The following is a 16671-nucleotide window of genomic DNA, read 5'->3' on the forward strand; positions in this document are numbered from 1 at the left end:
TTCTCCTCGCGGTGAATCTCTCACCGCAATAACTTCATAAAATTGAGGGCCTGATTCCGAATCATTTCGGTTTCAGGCCCTCGCTTTGTTTCCCCGAGACTATGCAGACCAGGCCTGCCAGAGCTTTTCGTAGGTGCCGCCGAGTGCGCGGAGTTCTTCGTGGGTTCCAGATTCTTTGATAGCTCCAGCCTCCATAACGATGATGCGGTCGGCGCGGGCTGCTTGATCGAGACGATGCGCGACAATCAGGGAAGCGCGGTCTTCGACCACTGCATTCGCGGCGCGTTCGAGACGTTGCGCGTGATCAGAGCCGGCTTCAGCCGTGGCCTCATCCAACACCACCAAGTCAGGGTCCGCGAGTTCCACACGCGCGAGCGACAACATCTGGCTTTCCACAGCTGGCAGACGGAACTCACCATCACCGATCATCGTATTGATTCCTTGGGGGAGGCGCTCAATCCAGGAATCACCGACCGTGTCCAATGCTGCGAAAATCTCATCATCACCAGCCTCCGGCTTGGCCATGCGCACATTGTCTAAGACAGTGCCGCGGAAGCAGTGCATCTCCTGGCTGACCATGGCGATAGAACCGCGTAGTTGCTGCGGATCAACATCATCAATCGCGGTTTCAGAAAGATGCACCCGCCCAGCAGTCGGGCGTAAGAGCCCTGCTGCGATCAACGCAAGCGTGCTTTTTCCGGCGCCAGTCGCGCCAACCAAGGCGATGTGCTCACCGGGTTTGATAGCCAGTGAGACATCATGAATGACGGGGTTCTGATCGAAGGTGTGGTGGACACTGTCCAGCACCAACGTCGGGTTCTGCGGGGCAGGGGATTCACCACGGACCTGCTCGCCTGCGGTGTCAATGACACCAACCATGCGGATAAGAGATGCACCTGCTGATTGAATATCAGCGAACATGCCCACCAAGACACCGATGGGACCAAACAGGCGGTGGAAGATAAGCGCGGCGGTGGATACCGCACCGACGGTGACCAGGTCTTCATTGACCAGGTAAAAACCCGTGGCCATGATGGCAATGAGCGTGATGCACTCCGCGCGGTTATTGCGCGAGAACGCCCAAGTCAAGAACTTGAATACCGAGATTGAAATATCGCGGGCTTGGGCAGAAGCGTCATCAACGCGCTTGAGCTCCAGCTGTTCCGCGCGGTAAACGCGAAGAGTCTGCGCACCTTCAACGGCACCGATCAACCGCTGCGTGCGAACGCCAAAAGCTTCGCGTTCTTTGGTGTACATCGGCCCAGAGCGCGGCAAGTAAACCCGCAGGGTAGTCCAATACAAAGGAATGGCAATCAGGCCAACCAGCCCCAGGCGCCAATCCACCGCGGTCATACCGATAGCGGAGACGATGACGGTAAAACCTGCCTGCACCACCAATGGCATCACGGTGCTTGCCGCGGTCGATACCTCACGGGAGTCATCTGCGACGCGGGAGACTAAGTCACCACGCCCAGCGCGTTCCACGGTGTGCGCGTCCAAGCTCAACGCTGCATCCAGCACGGATTCACGCAAGGAAGCGATCGCAGGTTCCAGCACGCGTGCCAGGAGCACCGCACCCCACCAGGTGCCGGCACTCGCAACCACGCCACCGGTGACAATAAGTACTGCATAGATGACAACCTGCCCAAAGTCCGGACTGACCAGCAGCTTGTCCACCACAATGCCAACAGCCCACGGGCCAATCAGACCTGCGACCGCAGTGAGCAGGCCCAGGATAAGCACGCCGACAAGCTTTAAGCGATGGGGTTTGAGCTCCGCGAGAGCTACTGAAAACGCGCGCTTGGGGCGTGCGGAGGGCAATACGATACTCATTCAATCACCCGATCTGCGATGTGGCGGAAAGCTGGGGAGGTGCTGAGCACCATGGTGGTTTTACCCGCGCGGTACTTGCGGATTCCCTGCGCGATGTTGACTTCAGTCACCGAATCCACCGCGCTGGTCGGATCAACGAGAACCAGAACATCAGGATCAGCGTGCAGGGCACGTGCTAGTGCAATGCGTTGGCGTTGTCCACCGGAAAGGTTGCTGCCGGAATCCCGCACTTGGGCGTCCAAGCCGTCGGGTAGTGCGGCCACAATATCGGTGGCACCAGAGGCGGCCAGGACGGAATCATCAACTACTGCTGCCGGATCATGGTTCATGGCGATATTGGAACGGATGGTTCCTTCAAACACGTCCGCGGCATGCGGCACGATAAGCGCGCCCTCATGCTGCTCCGGCAGAGTGAGACAGTCAGGATTGGCCACGATGAAGGTGGACCCAGAAACATCAAGATTCTCAGGATTAGTCTCTTTGTCTTCTTCAACGCTTAGGAACTCAGCAACGCGGTTCGCGGCACCATGGGCGACAGCAGCGGCATTGATGGAGTTACTCAACAGGCGAATCGGCTCAGACAGATAGACACCAATACCAATAATCGCGATCAGCTGCCCTGGTTCCAGCTGCCCGGAGGAAACGCGCCACGCGGCCATCAGCAACACCGCGGCGAGGTTGATTGCCACGGCTAGTTCACCAATTCCGGCGACCTTGCCGGTGGCGGCAGCAGTATTAATAGCTGCCTTGGCGGATTCTTGTGATGCCTGGCGATAAGCCGAGCTTGCCCAGCGCTCACCGCCGATTGCCTTGATAACCCGCAGACCCAGCATGGTGTCACCAACCTGCGCACCAGCAGTAGCCAGGGTTGCTTGTTGGGTAGAACTGCGTTGGGAAATGCCGCGGCTAGATACCGCCACAATGCCGGAGATGATCGGTGCGATGATGAGCACGATCAGACCCACCAGCCAGTCACTGAACAGCAAGAAGATCGCGGCACCGGCAAAACCCGCGAGGGCCGAAACACCAGTGCCAAGCTGTCCGAAGATCCGAGTGATGGAATCTGCATCCGCTGTGGAACGCGACATGACCTCACCCGGAACCAGATCCTTGGTGGACATCTTGGTCAGCGCATGTGATGCCACTTCCACGCGCAGCGCGTGGGATTCATGATTAACCGCGCGGTTAAGCACACGCGAGCCAATGCGGTAGGAACCGCTCAGCACAAAGAACAGCGCACCAAAGCTGACGAGGGAGATAACCAACAGCCGCAAATCCCGAGGCAGCACCGCATGGTCAATGATCAAACCAATAGCAATGGGAACTAGTGCTTCACTGAGCTGCCATAGCCCTAAGAACAAAGCGCCGAGTACAGCGCGTTTCCACTGTCTTTTTACGGTGCGCCGCAATATAAATGAGCCACCTGGCTCCGCTGCCTTCATAGCAACCTTTCCCCGGTTAAACTCTGAACTTCTGAATCTACCCCTTATCCATCTTTAGTACGAGACCCCCTCGCACAAAAACGCACAACCCAGATAATCCTTCGTCGGGATCTGTGGTGGTGCGTTGGAGAGGGCATCGGCAAACAATGCTCCTGCTTGCTTGTTCGGCAATGTTGCTTTGCGTTGTGACTGCCGTGCGGAAGCTTAGGAAGGATTCACCGAACCATTGACGGCCCAGCTAACGCCGAAACGGTCGCGGACGTGGCCGTAGAGCTCGCCCCATGGTGCGACTTCCAATGGCAGCACAACTTCGCCGCCGGTGGAGGTGAACTTGTCCCAGTAGCCGCGCGCCTCAGCCTCATCGTCGCAGATAAGCAGCAGTGAATACGGCGTGCCGTCTAGCCCAGGCGCGTCCGCTTCCATAGCGTCACCACCGGCGATGGACACAACATCGGAATCAAGGGTGGCGTTCGCGACGGCATCAGGGTTGATCTCAAACGGGAACTGTGCGGCATCTTGTTCTGGGAACTGACCATAGGTCAGAACTTGCAAATCGCCGCCAAAAATGGAGTGGTAGTACTCGAAAGCTTCCTTCGCGGTACCGGGGAAGCTGATGTAGGTATAGGACTTTACGGACATGGGCATCCTCCGATGGATGGACGTGTCGCGGCTCTGTTTGAGCCGTTCCCCATTAAGCGTACAGCCATGAATGTGACCCGAACACCCCTAAATTGTGCCCGGGGTCATATTTATTTTCATGCTGGTTCTACAATGGCAGGCATGTCTCAAGCTAATCTCACCCATATCGAAGCCCAGTTTCGTGCAGAGGCTCTCACCCTCAGCGCATATCACCTGCACCTGGACATATCTCAAGCAGCTAACCATGAGGAAAAGGCCTACCCGGTTACTTCCCGCATTGAGTTCCGCACAACGGAGCCTGAACTTTTCATCGACTACCTCGGTGCAGACGTCACTGCGCTGACCATCAACAACGAGCCAGCTGATGTTGATTTCCGCGATGGTCGTATCTACCTGCACGATCTACCCATTAATGAAGACCTCACGGTAGAGATCGCTGGCCTGTCCAGCTACTCCCGCAGTGGCCAGGGCCTACACCGCATGCACGATACTGCCGATGGCAAGAGTTATCTCTACTCCCACCTTGAGCCTTCTGATGCCCGCCGCATCTTCCCGTGCTTTGAACAACCAGACCTCAAGGCGAGGTTTCACGTGAAACTTTCCGCACCTGCTGAGTGGGAGATTCTCTCCAACCAGCCTGAAATCTCGCGAAAGATTTCCAGCGCGACTTCGAGCGACAGTGGGGAAGTAGCGGAAGTCGCGACTGTTGAGTTTGCAGAAACACCTTTGCTGTCCACATATCTAACGTCCTTCGCAGCAGGCCCTTATGCGTCAAAGAAGCAGACGTGGACTGCGCCGGATGAGTCACTCACCGTCGAGCTGCGATCTCTCGCGCGTGCATCCATGGCAGATTTTTTGGATGATGAAATCTTGGAACTGACAGCTCAGGGCATGGATTTCTTCCATGAGAACTTTGATTTCCCGTACCCGTGGGGCAAGTATGATTCCATCTTCGTGCCGGAGTACAACCTGGGTGCGATGGAAAACCCTGGCCTTGTGACATTTACGGAGTCCTATCTCTTCCGTTCCGCGCCGACGCGTTCACAGCATGCGGCGCGCACGAATACCATCCTGCATGAGATGTCCCATATGTGGTTCGGTGACTTGGTCACCCCGCAGTGGTGGGATGACCTGTGGTTGAAGGAATCCTTCGCCGAATATATGGGTGCGGATTCTTCTGGGCATTCCACGCAGTACGTGGAGGCATGGACTAACTTTGCTGGTAGCCGCAAGAATTGGGCTTATGCCCAGGATCAGCTGCCCACCACGCACCCGATCAAGGCAGAGATCCCAGATGTTGATGCCGCGCGCCAAAACTTTGATGGCATTACTTATGCCAAGGGCGCGGCAGTACTCAAGCAGTTGGTGCACTATGTGGGCCGTGATGAGTTTTATTCCGGTGCGCGTGACTACTTCAAGGCGCACGCCTTTGCCGCGGCGACCTTTGATGATTTGCTCGATAGCCTGCGCAATCACACCGACCGCGATCTTGACACCTGGTCTGATGCCTGGTTGAAGACCTCGGGCCCGGATACGCTGACGCCGGAAATCACGGTCACCGATGACGCGATTGAGTCTTTGGGTATCGCGGCTACAGCCGAGGGCGCGACTCGTCCGCACCGCGTGAGCATTTCGCTTTTCGATGCCTCACTTGCCCGCACCGACACCTTCGACGTGGACATTGCCGCAGGTAGCAGCACTACCACGATCGCAGAAGCGCAGGGCAAGCCGGCACCTAGCCTGATTCTTATCAACGATGGTGACCACACCTACGCCAAGGTGCGCTTCGATGACACCTCGCTGGAATCTCTCCGCGGACGATTAAGTGAGCTGCGCGGTGGGGCAGAAGAAGAGCTCTCCCGCGCGGTTATTTGGACTGCACTGTGGAACATGACCCGTGATGGCAAGTGGGCTGCCACAGAGTTCATTGATACCGTTTTGCAGCACGCACCGGCGGAAGACAATACGAACTTGATGGGCACCAACTTTGCCAATGCACGCTTCGCCGTCAAGAACTTCCTGGCCGAGGAACACCGCGATGACAAGCGCGCTGAGGTAGCGGCTAAGTTCTGGGAGCTTCTCACCGAGGCGGAGGCGGGCTCTGATGCACAGTTGACCATCGCACGCTCAGCCATCGCCACGCTCGCCGCTACCCCAGAAGACTCCGGCACCCAGCGCCTGAAGGACATTCTGGACGGCCACATTGAAGGTCTAGAACTTAGCCCTGATATCCGCTGGTCCACTACCCAGGCACTGGCCGCGCGCGATGCCGTGTCCGAAGAAGTACTGGAAGAGCAGCGCCACAGAGATAACACTTTGACCGGTGCGGCAGAATATCTAGGCGCGAAGTATAGCTACCCAACGGCGGAGAATAAGCGCTACATCTTTGACCAGGTGCGCATTCCGCAGGCTTATTCCAACGCCGAGGTGATGCAGCTGCTGGCAGCTTTTGGTGCACCAGGATCTTCGGAGCTCACCGATGGTTTTGCCGAGGAATTCTTCAAGGTCCTATACACCATCTGGGCCGAGCACCCCATCGAGATTGCGAACCACATTGTTCGTGGCCTGTTCCCCAACCAAGAGATGGCTCTGGGTGCCACGGACAAGTTCTTAAGCCAAGGCGAGGTTCCAGGTGCTCTGCGGCGCGTGTTGTTGGAATGCCAGGACAACGTGCGCCGCAACCTCATGGTGCAAAACGCACAGTAGGTATCCGTGCAGTAGCTAGCTACTCAACTAGCTGACTTAGTAAAAAGTCGCTCCAGAAGACACTTCATTCGTGACTGAGTAAGGGCACGAAAGGTTGCGGTGTTTAGCCCACTTTGGTGGGCAGTAAACGCTGGCCGTTTGCTGAGTACCCCGAGATAATAGGTGAAGAAACACACCATGTTGTGGCGTAAACATCTTTCATCACAAGATCTCGGGGGAATCGGGGATGGCTACTGGCAGTGGGCCCACGGACGAAGAACTGGTTGATGCTTTTATCGCCGGTGACACCAAGGCGTTCTCCGCGATCGTGGAACGTCACCGTGAGCAGCTGTTATACGTTGCCAAGTCCTATACCAAGACTGAAACTGATGCCCAGGACATCGTCCAAGAAACCTTCTTAAAGGCCAGCAATAACCTGCACAACTTCCGCGCTGAGGCGAAGCTTTCCACCTGGCTGAACCGGCTCGTGCGAAATTCTGGATATGACTATATTCATCACCGTTCCAATGCGCAGCACCATTCTTTCGATGGCGAAGTGGAAGAAGACCGCAACCAGTGGTTATCGCATGAACCACTCATGGGCATTGATACCCGGCTGGACATCCAAGAAGCAGTCCAGAACTTACAGCCCGAGCAGCGCGAGGTATGGATGCTCACTGAGATCGGTGGGTATTCCCTCAAGGATGTTGCCGGACTGCAAGGAGTAGCGGAAGGAACCGTGAAATCGCGGCGTTCGCGCGCGAAAACGGCGCTGCGCTCGGCGATTGGTTAATGGACGTGCTTACGGCGGTAGACTCGCACAAGACAAGGGATCATCGTCAAGCAAGCATTGAGCGAGCACCGAGCAAGCCTTATGCGATTCTGTACCTTTATGCGCGGCACACAGCCCCGACCTGATGACGGTGCATATGGCCTGACAGATCTTCTTGGCGCGCGGAGATGATGAACGCAAATGAAATTAGTTCACGAGTAATGCTGTTGACCATAATGGCGACTACAATCGCCGAAGATAACAAACAGAGGAGTTAGTACATGACCATCCATGATGTCGCCATTGTTGGTTCCGGCCCAGCTGGCTACACCGCTGCACTCTATGCAGCACGCGCAGAGCTCAAGCCAATCGTTTTTGAAGGCTTTGAATACGGTGGCGAGCTAATGAACACCACCGAGGTTGAGAACTACCCAGGTTTCCAAAAGGGCATCATGGGCCCTGAACTCATGGAAGAAATGCGCGCACAGGCCATCCGTTTCGGCGCTGACCTGCGCATGGAGATCGCGGACTCGGTGGAACTCGATGGTGACATCAAGAAGATTCATGTCGGCGATGAAGTATTTGAAGCGCGTTCTGTCATCCTCGCTACCGGCGCGGCACCACGCCACCTCGGCGTTGAAGGCGAAGACACCTTGACTGGCCGCGGCGTTTCCACCTGCGCAACCTGTGATGGCTTCTTCTTCAAGGGCCACAACATTGCCGTTGTGGGCGGCGGCGACTCCGCGATGGAAGAAGCAACCTTCCTCACCAAGTTCGCTGAGACCGTCACCATCATTCACCGCCGCGAAGAATTCCGCGCCTCCAAGATCATGCTTGAACGCGCCCGCGCGAACCCACAGATCAAGTGGGCACTGAACAAGACCGTGGAAAAGGTTGTTGACGTTGACGGCAAAGTCGGCGGCTTGGAGCTCAAGGACACCGTAACTGGTGAGACCTCCACGCTGGATGTCACCGCAATGTTCGTTGCTATTGGCCACGATCCTCGCTCGGAGTTCCTCGGCGGCCAGGTGGCTACCAACGAAGAAGGCTACGTTGTGGTTGATCAGCCATCGACTCGCACCAACATTGACGGCGTCTTTGCCTGCGGTGACCTCGTAGATGACCACTACCGTCAGGCCATTACCGCTGCTGGTTCAGGTTGCCGCGCGGCGATTGACGCGGAACATTTCTTGGCCGCACAGCGTTAGGAATAGTATGAGCAACGTAATTGACGTAACCAAGGACACCTTCCGCAGCGAGGTCATTGACTCCGAAAAACTCGTAGTTGTTGACTTCTGGGCCGAGTGGTGTGGCCCATGCAAGAAGCTGTCACCATTGCTGGATGAAATCGCTGAAGAAATCGGCGAGGACGTCACCATTGCAAAGATCAACGTTGATGAAGAGCGTGAACTGGGCGCCATGTTCCAGGTCATGTCCATCCCTTCCGTCTTGATGTTCAAAAACGGTGAGAAGGTTGATGAATTCGTTGGCCTGCAGCCAAAGCCAGCTATTACTTCCAAGATTCAGGCTCAGCTTTAAGCCCTGTCTCTCGCACTACCAGCAAGCGCTTTTACAGCCTTGAACCATCGCATTATGCCGAAGTCTTAAGCCTTCACGGGAAAGACTTCGGCTTTGCGCATTTATGCAGGTCGTAGCATAAATTGTGGCTCACATCTAGTGTGTACAACGTCGTGATCACTTTGTTACCGACGTTCCCAGTTGTTTACACAGATGTACGTCTGAAATGGCGTATTCTCAGATTGTCACACTAGAGTGGAATGAAGATAAGTTGTCAACGATACAAATTTTTTACTGAAATGATTATGAGTTCCAGAAAGGGGGACGAAGTGGATCGAATCCTTCAGGTAGGAGATCAAAGTGCCCGCGTTGCTGAGGCACGTGCCACCCTTGCACGACTCGGAATGTTGCCCAACTACAGCGGCGACGTGTCCGATTGGAAGCGGCAGAAGTTCTCCGAAGAAGATAAGCACTTCGACTCCGAGCTTTCCGCCATCGTAAAAGCATTTCAGCAGTCCCGCGGAATCATTCCTTCCGGCAATATTGATGACCTCACCTTGCGTGAGTTGCGTCAGGCATCATACAAGCTGGGCACCCGCGTGCTTAGCTACCAGCCAAACAATGAGCTGGTCGGCGATGATGTGTCGCAGTTGCAGAAGCAACTGCAGGAGCTCGGGTTTTACATGCAGCGTATCGATGGCCATTTTGGGTCATCTACCCATGACGCGTTGCAGGAGTATCAGCTCAACTACGGACTTCAGCAAGACGGAGTTTGTGGTCCTGCCACCATTCGCGCGCTGAGCTTGCTCGGCCGTCGCATCACTGGTGGGTCTGCGCACAACATTCAAGAGCGCGAGCGCGTGCGTAATGCTGGACCAAAGTTGGCCGGTAAGCGCGTTGTTATTGACCCAGCTTTGGGCGGCGCTAATAAGGGCCAGCAGGTTAAGGGCCGTTTTGGAATGATTTCCGAAGAGGAAATCATCTGGGACCTGGCTGAGCGCGTTGCTGGCCGCATGATTGCTGCCGGCATGGAGATCATCTACTCGCGCACCCGCATGGATGATCCATCAATTAAGGACCGCGCGGATATTGCGAATGCTTTCGATGCTGATCTGGTGATCTCACTTTCCTGTGATGAATACCAGAATGACAAAGCCAACGGTGTTGCTACCTTCTACTTCGGATCTGAGATGGGCAGTACCTCCATGATTGGGGAAACCCTGTCTGGCTACATTCAGCGTGAGATTGTTGCCCGCACTGAGCTTGGAAACAACAACAATCACGCACGCACCTGGGAGCTTTTGCGCATGACGCGCATGCCTGTTGTACAGGTAGTGCTGGGTTATATGACCAACCCGCATGATGTCTCGGTTCTGACGAACCCAACCAAGCGTGATGACATCGCTGAATCCATCGTGGTTGCTGTAAAGCGCCTTTATCTTCTGGACAATGACAACGCCCCAACCGGCACCTACAACTTTGCTGAGTTGCTCCGCGCCGAGCAAGCGCAATAGTACTTAAGCACTTAAGCGGGCCTCGCTACGGCGAGCACAAAGAAACACCGCAGTTTGAGAATCACTTTCTCGACTGCGGTGTTTTGTAGTTTTAGTTCCGGTTCGATCTCGGCTAAGCCAGGGCTTTGGCAACGAGGTCTTCCACGGCAGCTGCGGAAAGCAGGTCGTGTGCTGGTGGTAGCTCCAGGCGCAGACGTGGGGTAACTGGATGGTCTTTGATTACTTCAAAGCCTGCAGCTTGCAGCACAGAGACCGGGATGAGGCCAATGTTGTCAGGCCGGGTGCCTAAAAAGTGCCGCGCGATCTCATAATTGACGTCAGCGAAGAAACCTTTGGATGCCGAATTGAACAAATCATCAAAGCCCGAGTCATCACTGGAGTCGTAGTAAATCTCATCATCGCCGTTCTCGCCGACATCGTGGTAGCCGAATGCTTCCACGGCCTCAAAGTCACGTTCCATCAGGTCCATGATCGCGGTATCAAGCAACACCGCTTCCAGGCCGCGGCCAGCACGCTGCGAGGTCACAAAAAGTGAGGTGATAATAGCGGCATCAGAACCCACCGGACCGGTGGGCATCTTCGATATCCCTGGGGCATCGGCAGCCGCGCAAAAGATAGTGGTGGCATCACTGCCAATGCTAAACCCACACGGGCCAAAGCTGAGCAAGGTAGAAGAAATCCAGGCTTCCTTTTCAAACCGCGGATCATCTACCTCATGCGCGCACTCCCAATACATGGAGTTTGCCGCCTGCGGATGCATCTCCGAATCCGGAGTCAGTGGTACAAGCATTGCTCTAGTTTCAGTTTTCTCCAGCCACGTGGGCCACTTTGAGCCCTCATTGTACCTGCCATCTAGCTGCCGGCTCACCGACCCCACGGGGGCGTTTATGAGCCTTGTGCTCCCGCGCCATCAATTAACGCCATGATGCGCTCGAAGTCTTCTTGGTCTCCGAACTCTACTACCATTTTGCCCTTACGCTTGCCCATTGTCACGGTCACACGCGTATCAAAACGATCAGAGAGACGCTCACCGGCATGGGTGAAAAATTCTGGCTGTGGCTGCGCAGGTTTTGGCTTGGGCTCATCCGGCATGCCGTTGCGCTTAATCAGCGTCACGGCTTCCTCAGTAGCGCGCACAGACATGCCCTCAGCAATGATGCGCTGCGCGAGCTTATCCATCACGTCCTTGTCATCCAAACCCAACAACGCACGGGCGTGACCGGAGCTTAGAACGCCGGCAGCAACACGACGCTGGACCTCAACAGGCAGGCGCAGCAAGCGCAGGGTATTGGTGATCTGCGGACGGGAGCGACCGATACGATCAGCCAACTCATTTTGCGTGACATCAAATTCTTCCAACAGCTGCTGGTATGCGTGTGCTTCTTCCAAAGGGTTCAGTTGCACACGGTGGATGTTTTCCAACAGCGCGTCACGCAGCAAGGAATCATCCGCGGTGTCACGAACAATCGCCGGGATGGTAGCCAGACCTGCCTTGGAGGAAGCGCGCCAGCGGCGCTCACCCATGATCAGTTCAAACCCACCGTCACCGGAAGGACGAACTACAACTGGCTGCAGCAGACCGAACTCGCGGATGGAGTGAACAAGCTCGTTGAGTTCTTCTTCATCAAAGACCGTACGTGGCTGCTTCGGGTTCGGCTGAATCTCACCGATTGAGATCTCACGGTAAGTTGCACCGATCGATGCCGGCTTGGGCTGACGCTTCTTCGAGGTACCCGTGCCGATGGTTGGGGCGCCCGAAACACGCTTTCCGCCAGACTGCGCGGAACCGCCCTGAGACGACGTGCTCTTGCCCAGACCACCCTTGACCTTGTCAGACTGACCAGACTGACCGGACTTGGCATCAGTTGCATCATCAGAAGCTGGGTTGCCCTGGCTATCACGGGGCTGCGCGATGCCCAAAATGACATCGGCTGCGCTATCACCCAGGCGCGGCTTGCGCGTTGGGGCGTCAGGGCCGGTGGGGATCAGTGCAGCTAGCCCCTTGCCGAGCCCGCCTTGTTTAACCTGTGGTTTCTTATCAGCCATAAAATCTCTCCGAGCCTAACCTTCTAATTCCGCATAAATATCTGGGCTCACGCCAATAACGCCGGTGGTTTCATGTGGAACGTAGTCACCGCGTTCGTGGAGCTCTTTTGCCGCAGCGACATAGGCGCGGCCACCTGGTGATGTCGGGTCATATTCAATCACGGTCTTGCCAAAGCCCGGGGCCTCGGAGACACGAATGGACCGTGGAATGAGGTTGCCAAGGACCACCGCGCCGAACTGTTCACGGACCTCATCAGCAACCTGAGATGCCAACTTTGTGCGAGCGTCATACATGGTCAACAGCACGCCTGAGATGTGCAGATCCTCATTGAGGTGCTGGCGAATCATAGTGATATTGCCCAGCAACTGACCCACGCCCTCCAGTGCGTAGTACTCGCACTGAATCGGGATAATGACCTCTTCAGCACAGGTCATTGCGTTGATCGTGAGCAAGCCCAGTGACGGCGGGCAGTCAATAAAGACATAGTCAAAGCCGTGCTCATCCAAAAAGCCCTTGTACAGGGCGTCATAGAGTCTAAACTCACGGCGTACGAGAGAGACCATTTCAATCTCTACTGCCGCAAGGTCGATGGTCGCCGGGATACAGAACAGGTTTTCCAAGGTTGGAGAAGGCTGCATGGCCTGGTTGGCATCAATATCGCCCAAGAGCAGTTCATAGCTCGACGGGGTTCCGGAGCTGTGTTCAACGTTGACTGCCGTGGATGCATTGCCCTGTGGATCCAGGTCGATGACCAGGACTTTGCTGCCGGACTCAGCCAGGGCAGCGGCAAGGTTTACAGCAGTGGTGGTCTTTCCCACACCGCCTTTTTGATTCGCGATAGTAATCAGGCGCGGTTTAGTCATGCCCACCACTCTAGTTCACCCTAAGGACACGGATGATGGTAGTCCCACGCACCACTTCTACCGTGGCTTTTCCGCCGCCGGCACGCTTAATATCAGCCGCGTCGCGCTCGAGTTCCTCGTGCACAGATTCGCCTTTCATGGCGATCATTTCACCGCCACGACGCACCAGCGGCAAAGACCACTTGGCTAGTTTGCCCAGTGGTGCCACAGCACGGGAGGTCACAATGTCAGCGCCCGCGGCAGCCTTCTTTACAGGTCCTTCTTCAGCGCGGCCACGGATGACGGTGACGTTGTCCAGTGCAAGCTTATCGACGACTTCTTGTAGGAACACAGAGCGCTTCAGCAGTGGCTCAATCAAGGTGATCTTGAGATCGGGCCGCGCGATAGCGAGCGGGATTCCCGGCAACCCAGCGCCCGATCCGATGTCCACGATGGTGGCACCTTCCTCCATGACATCACCGATGACGGCGCAGTTGATGAGATGACGGTCCCACAACCGTGGCACCTCACGGGGACCGATGAAACCGCGGGTGGAGCCATCCGTAGCCAGCAGCTCATGGTATTTCTCGGCTAAGGGCAGGCGGTCCTTGAATACTTCCAACGGCTCCACGCAGCTAACTCCTTGTTTAGGCACAATTTAAATGAATATCTCAGTAATAGATCTAAAAAGCGTCTGGAATCAAAGTATCCCAGACGCTTTAAAGTATAAAGGCTAAAAATTTCTCAGCCTAGTTGTTGCCCTGCTTGCGCTGCTTCTTGGTGCGGGTGTCGCGCTTGTGAGCACCTGGCTTAGGAGCAGTGGTGCGCTTGAGCTCAATCTTGGCCTGCTCTTCAGCTTCTTCCTCACGGTCCATCTTGGCGTTAACCATGCGGGTCTGAACGTAGGTCCAGACAGTGTTGGACAGCATGTAGAACAACAGACCGATTGGCCAGATGAAGCCGGAGATAACCAGCATGCCCGGCATGACCCATAGCATCATCTTGGACATCATGGCCATCTGCTGCTGCATCATCTCAGCGTTCTGACCCTGTGGTGCCTGGGTCTTACCCGATGCGCGGCGTGCTTCCTGGCGATTGAGAGACATGCGCGCGTTGAGGTGGGTGAGAACAGCAATCACAATAATCAGCGGAACGATGATCATCGCTGCCTGAACAGTGGTGACATCCTGCAGAACCGGTGAGTTCAGGCGTAGGTTCGCAACCAGTGGAACACCAAAGAACTCCGCATCCAGGTAGGACTGAACCTGCTCTGGCTCGAAGAAGTAGTTGCCGATGCTGCGGTTTTGCTCAATCGACATGGGCTCGCCAGCTGGGTGGCCGATTCCACCGGCTACGGAAACCGTGCGGTCAAAAGAACGCAGAACGTGGAACAGACCAATGAACATTGGGATCTGCGCCAACATCGGCAAGCAACCTGCCATCGGTCGGACCTTAGAGTCCTTGTAGACCTTCTGCATTTCTTCTGCTTGCTTGGTCTTGTCATTGGCGTACTTGGTACGCACTTCCTGCAAGCGCGGCTGCAACTCCTGCATCTTGCGCTGTGAACGCAAAGACATCAAAGTTGGCTTGACCATGATGGCCTTCAGCGTCCACGTCAGCAAGATGATGGCCAGAATCCATGTGAGACCCGCAGATGGGTCAAGCACCTGACTCAAGAGCCAATGCCAGCAATACAGCACGAATGAGATCGGCCAATAAATAAAATTAAGCACTGGGGATTGGTTTCCTCAACTGATCGATTAAATTTGTTACTTCTTTGGTACTGGGTCAAACCCGCCAGGATGCCACGGACCGCACTTGACCAGCCTAGCCGCAGCTAGACCAGCTCCACGCACCGCACCATGAACAGAAACCGCTTCGAGTGCATAGGAACTGCATGTTGGTTCGAAGCGGCAAGTTGACACCGGCTTTAGCGGGGACACGTGCTTTTGATAGAAGCGTACCGCTTTTACCAAAGGTTTCGCTGCGCCACGAGCTTTCGGGATCTCTTCTCCGTCGGAGTTGAAATAGCCATCGCTGCTCATCTAGGAACTCTTTTCAAGTTTCTTGCGCACCCGCTGCAATGCGGAGCGAAGATCTTCTTCCAAGTCTGCGCTGGTGGCCTGGCCGCTGGGCGGTAAAGCTCGAATGACAATATCCAGCGAGTCAGGCAGTTCATCAACTAAAGACATACATACATGACGAAGCCGCCGGGAGGTGCGGTGACGAATCACGGCATTCCCAACGGCCTTAGAAACAACCAAACCGAACCGCGGGCCGTTGGTCAACGGACCATTGGCCACCAGTTCGGTATCAGTAGTTGTGTCGTACGCATGCACAACAACAGTTCGAGACCCCACACGACGCCCACGCTTGATTGTCCGACGAAATTGCGTCGGGGACGTGAGTTTTAAATGAGTGGGAAGCACGAATTAAGCAGTCAGCTTAGCGCGACCCTTCTTGCGGCGAGCCGCCACGATAGCGCGACCTGCACGGGTAGACATGCGGGTGCGGAAGCCGTGCTTACGAGCACGACGACGGTTGTTTGGCTGGAATGTGCGCTTTCCCTTTGCCACAATATTCTCCTCTAAGTTTCACCGGGCCAGGTACACAAAGCACACCGAGCCCGTATTAAAAATTTATAAATGTGAATAGTTAACGTTTCACCACCAGCAAATATTCTTCCGACCGCGCTGCTTAAAGCGCTTTTCGGGAAGTACTTTGCTTAAACGGGCAAGACACTTACTCACGCGCAGCCATATTGCTGCGATAGACCATGACAGATTACGTGATTTGACGGGCATTAAACAAATCGACACTCAGGGGCACCCGAAATTACAAAGATGTTTTTATCCGCTGGATAACGGCACTTTCATGGGGTCATCCTGCAAGCTTAGATTGCGAATCTTTTGACACAAATTTCCTATCGCGCAAAAAGTAAAAGCGGAAACATAGTTCACTAGACAGCAGGTTCAAAAACCGGGTAAACATGAGTAATCCGTTTATTCACAGACTCGGTTCCAATGTGGATAACTCTCAATTTAAACTTTAGACTTCGTGCAAATATGCAGGTAAACCCAAAATTCGAGGTTATTGGGAGTTATCCACACCCATAGACTAGGCTGTGGATAACCAATCTTTTCACACCTGTGGATAACTCTGTGGACTACAAGGTAGGCACCGAATTCCAACTGTGGAAAGTTCAGTGAGAAAATGAGATTTAGCTGTTAATGCATAAATTACAAGTTCTCCCGCGACTGGAGCCAGCACCAGCACTTTCAGGCTGAATGTGATCTGGGCAATAGTTGCGCCCGTGCAGGCGAAAGCCTGCCCTTTTGTTTCTGTCCGCTTTTTAAATTTCAATGCGAAGGGCCTTGGT

The 16671-nt window shown here is 55.0% G+C and carries 16 protein-coding genes; 5 read left to right on the forward strand and 11 right to left on the reverse strand.

The annotated features are described in order from the left end of the window. Nucleotides 1-99: 99 nt before the first annotated feature. From CCASEI_RS14070 to CCASEI_RS14080, 3 genes are all read right to left on the reverse strand, one after another. Nucleotides 100-1833: an ABC transporter ATP-binding protein gene (locus CCASEI_RS14070; protein ID WP_025388365.1), complete on the reverse strand. Its 1734-nt coding sequence runs from the start codon at nt 1831-1833 to the stop codon at nt 100-102. Further along, nucleotides 1830-3275 carry an ABC transporter transmembrane domain-containing protein gene (locus tag CCASEI_RS14075; protein WP_025388366.1) on the reverse strand — a complete coding sequence of 482 codons (1446 nt, stop codon included), beginning with the start codon at nt 3273-3275 and terminating at the stop codon, nt 1830-1832. Before CCASEI_RS14075 ends, CCASEI_RS14070 begins: the two co-directional genes overlap by 4 nt. 204 nt (nt 3276-3479) lie before the next feature. Next, nucleotides 3480-3914, reverse strand: coding sequence for a VOC family protein (locus tag CCASEI_RS14080; RefSeq protein WP_025388367.1), 435 nt, complete (start codon nt 3912-3914; stop codon nt 3480-3482). Between the two features lie 141 nt (nt 3915-4055). On the opposite strand from CCASEI_RS14080, the gene pepN reads away from it, so the two are divergent. The 5 genes from pepN to CCASEI_RS14105 all read left to right on the forward strand — a co-directional run bounded on the left by pepN (nt 4056) and on the right by CCASEI_RS14105 (nt 10403). Further along, complete coding sequence (gene pepN, locus CCASEI_RS14085; RefSeq protein ID WP_025388368.1) at nt 4056-6620, forward strand: aminopeptidase N; 2565 nt, start codon at nt 4056-4058, stop codon at nt 6618-6620. 226 nt (nt 6621-6846) lie between these two features. After that, nucleotides 6847-7392: an RNA polymerase sigma factor gene (locus CCASEI_RS14090; RefSeq protein WP_006822276.1), complete on the forward strand. Its 546-nt coding sequence runs from the start codon at nt 6847-6849 to the stop codon at nt 7390-7392. Nucleotides 7393-7652: 260 nt separating this feature from the next. Continuing rightward, complete coding sequence (gene trxB / locus CCASEI_RS14095) at nt 7653-8579, forward strand: thioredoxin-disulfide reductase (RefSeq protein WP_006822278.1); 927 nt, start codon at nt 7653-7655, stop codon at nt 8577-8579. A 7-nt stretch (nt 8580-8586) separates the two neighbouring features. Beyond that, nucleotides 8587-8910 carry a thioredoxin gene (gene trxA / locus CCASEI_RS14100; protein ID WP_006822279.1) on the forward strand — a complete coding sequence of 108 codons (324 nt, stop codon included), beginning with the start codon at nt 8587-8589 and terminating at the stop codon, nt 8908-8910. A gap of 278 nt (nt 8911-9188) precedes the next feature. Beyond that, entirely contained in the window at nt 9189-10403 is a 1215-nt protein-coding gene (locus tag CCASEI_RS14105) for an N-acetylmuramoyl-L-alanine amidase (RefSeq protein ID WP_404825267.1), read from the forward strand. Between the two features lie 112 nt (nt 10404-10515). Here CCASEI_RS14105 and CCASEI_RS14110 read toward each other — a convergent pair whose 3' ends face one another. The 8 genes from CCASEI_RS14110 to rpmH all read right to left on the reverse strand — a co-directional run bounded on the left by CCASEI_RS14110 (nt 10516) and on the right by rpmH (nt 15868). Beyond that, nucleotides 10516-11193: a hypothetical protein gene (locus CCASEI_RS14110; RefSeq protein ID WP_025388369.1), complete on the reverse strand. Its 678-nt coding sequence runs from the start codon at nt 11191-11193 to the stop codon at nt 10516-10518. 95 nt (nt 11194-11288) lie between these two features. Next, nucleotides 11289-12449, reverse strand: coding sequence for a ParB/RepB/Spo0J family partition protein (locus tag CCASEI_RS14115; protein WP_006822282.1), 1161 nt, complete (start codon nt 12447-12449; stop codon nt 11289-11291). A gap of 15 nt (nt 12450-12464) precedes the next feature. Further along, nucleotides 12465-13313: a ParA family protein gene (locus tag CCASEI_RS14120; RefSeq protein WP_025388370.1), complete on the reverse strand. Its 849-nt coding sequence runs from the start codon at nt 13311-13313 to the stop codon at nt 12465-12467. Nucleotides 13314-13323: 10 nt separating this feature from the next. Continuing rightward, nucleotides 13324-13923: a 16S rRNA (guanine(527)-N(7))-methyltransferase RsmG gene (gene rsmG, locus CCASEI_RS14125; protein ID WP_006822284.1), complete on the reverse strand. Its 600-nt coding sequence runs from the start codon at nt 13921-13923 to the stop codon at nt 13324-13326. Nucleotides 13924-14041: 118 nt separating this feature from the next. Continuing rightward, complete coding sequence (yidC, locus tag CCASEI_RS14130) at nt 14042-15025, reverse strand: membrane protein insertase YidC (protein WP_025388371.1); 984 nt, start codon at nt 15023-15025, stop codon at nt 14042-14044. 36 nt (nt 15026-15061) lie between these two features. Beyond that, nucleotides 15062-15337 (reverse strand): membrane protein insertion efficiency factor YidD, encoded by a 276-nt coding sequence (yidD, locus tag CCASEI_RS14135; protein WP_006822286.1) that lies wholly within the window; start codon nt 15335-15337, stop codon nt 15062-15064. Continuing rightward, nucleotides 15338-15721 carry a ribonuclease P protein component gene (gene rnpA / locus CCASEI_RS14140; RefSeq protein WP_025388372.1) on the reverse strand — a complete coding sequence of 128 codons (384 nt, stop codon included), beginning with the start codon at nt 15719-15721 and terminating at the stop codon, nt 15338-15340. Nucleotides 15722-15724: 3 nt separating this feature from the next. Then, nucleotides 15725-15868, reverse strand: a complete 144-nt coding sequence (rpmH, locus tag CCASEI_RS14145; RefSeq protein ID WP_003847033.1) for a 50S ribosomal protein L34 — start codon at nt 15866-15868, stop codon at nt 15725-15727. Between the last annotated feature and the right edge of the window lie 803 nt (nt 15869-16671).

It is taken from the genome of Corynebacterium casei LMG S-19264 (assembly GCF_000550785.1).
Classification (GTDB): domain Bacteria; phylum Actinomycetota; class Actinomycetes; order Mycobacteriales; family Mycobacteriaceae; genus Corynebacterium; species Corynebacterium casei.

Coding starts and splice junctions, on each gene's coding strand:
- CCASEI_RS14110 (WP_025388369.1), bottom strand. CDS start 11,193: ATGCTTGTACCACTGACTCCGGATTCGGAGATGCATCCGCAGGCGGCA.
- trxB (WP_006822278.1), top strand. CDS start 7,653: ATGACCATCCATGATGTCGCCATTGTTGGTTCCGGCCCAGCTGGCTAC.
- pepN (WP_025388368.1), top strand. CDS start 4,056: ATGTCTCAAGCTAATCTCACCCATATCGAAGCCCAGTTTCGTGCAGAG.
- trxA (WP_006822279.1), top strand. CDS start 8,587: ATGAGCAACGTAATTGACGTAACCAAGGACACCTTCCGCAGCGAGGTC.
- CCASEI_RS14090 (WP_006822276.1), top strand. CDS start 6,847: ATGGCTACTGGCAGTGGGCCCACGGACGAAGAACTGGTTGATGCTTTT.
- CCASEI_RS14080 (WP_025388367.1), bottom strand. CDS start 3,914: ATGTCCGTAAAGTCCTATACCTACATCAGCTTCCCCGGTACCGCGAAG.
- CCASEI_RS14105 (WP_404825267.1), top strand. CDS start 9,189: ATGATTATGAGTTCCAGAAAGGGGGACGAAGTGGATCGAATCCTTCAG.
- CCASEI_RS14070 (WP_025388365.1), bottom strand. CDS start 1,833: ATGAGTATCGTATTGCCCTCCGCACGCCCCAAGCGCGCGTTTTCAGTA.
- CCASEI_RS14075 (WP_025388366.1), bottom strand. CDS start 3,275: ATGAAGGCAGCGGAGCCAGGTGGCTCATTTATATTGCGGCGCACCGTA.
- CCASEI_RS14115 (WP_006822282.1), bottom strand. CDS start 12,449: ATGGCTGATAAGAAACCACAGGTTAAACAAGGCGGGCTCGGCAAGGGG.
- CCASEI_RS14120 (WP_025388370.1), bottom strand. CDS start 13,313: ATGACTAAACCGCGCCTGATTACTATCGCGAATCAAAAAGGCGGTGTG.
- yidD (WP_006822286.1), bottom strand. CDS start 15,337: ATGAGCAGCGATGGCTATTTCAACTCCGACGGAGAAGAGATCCCGAAA.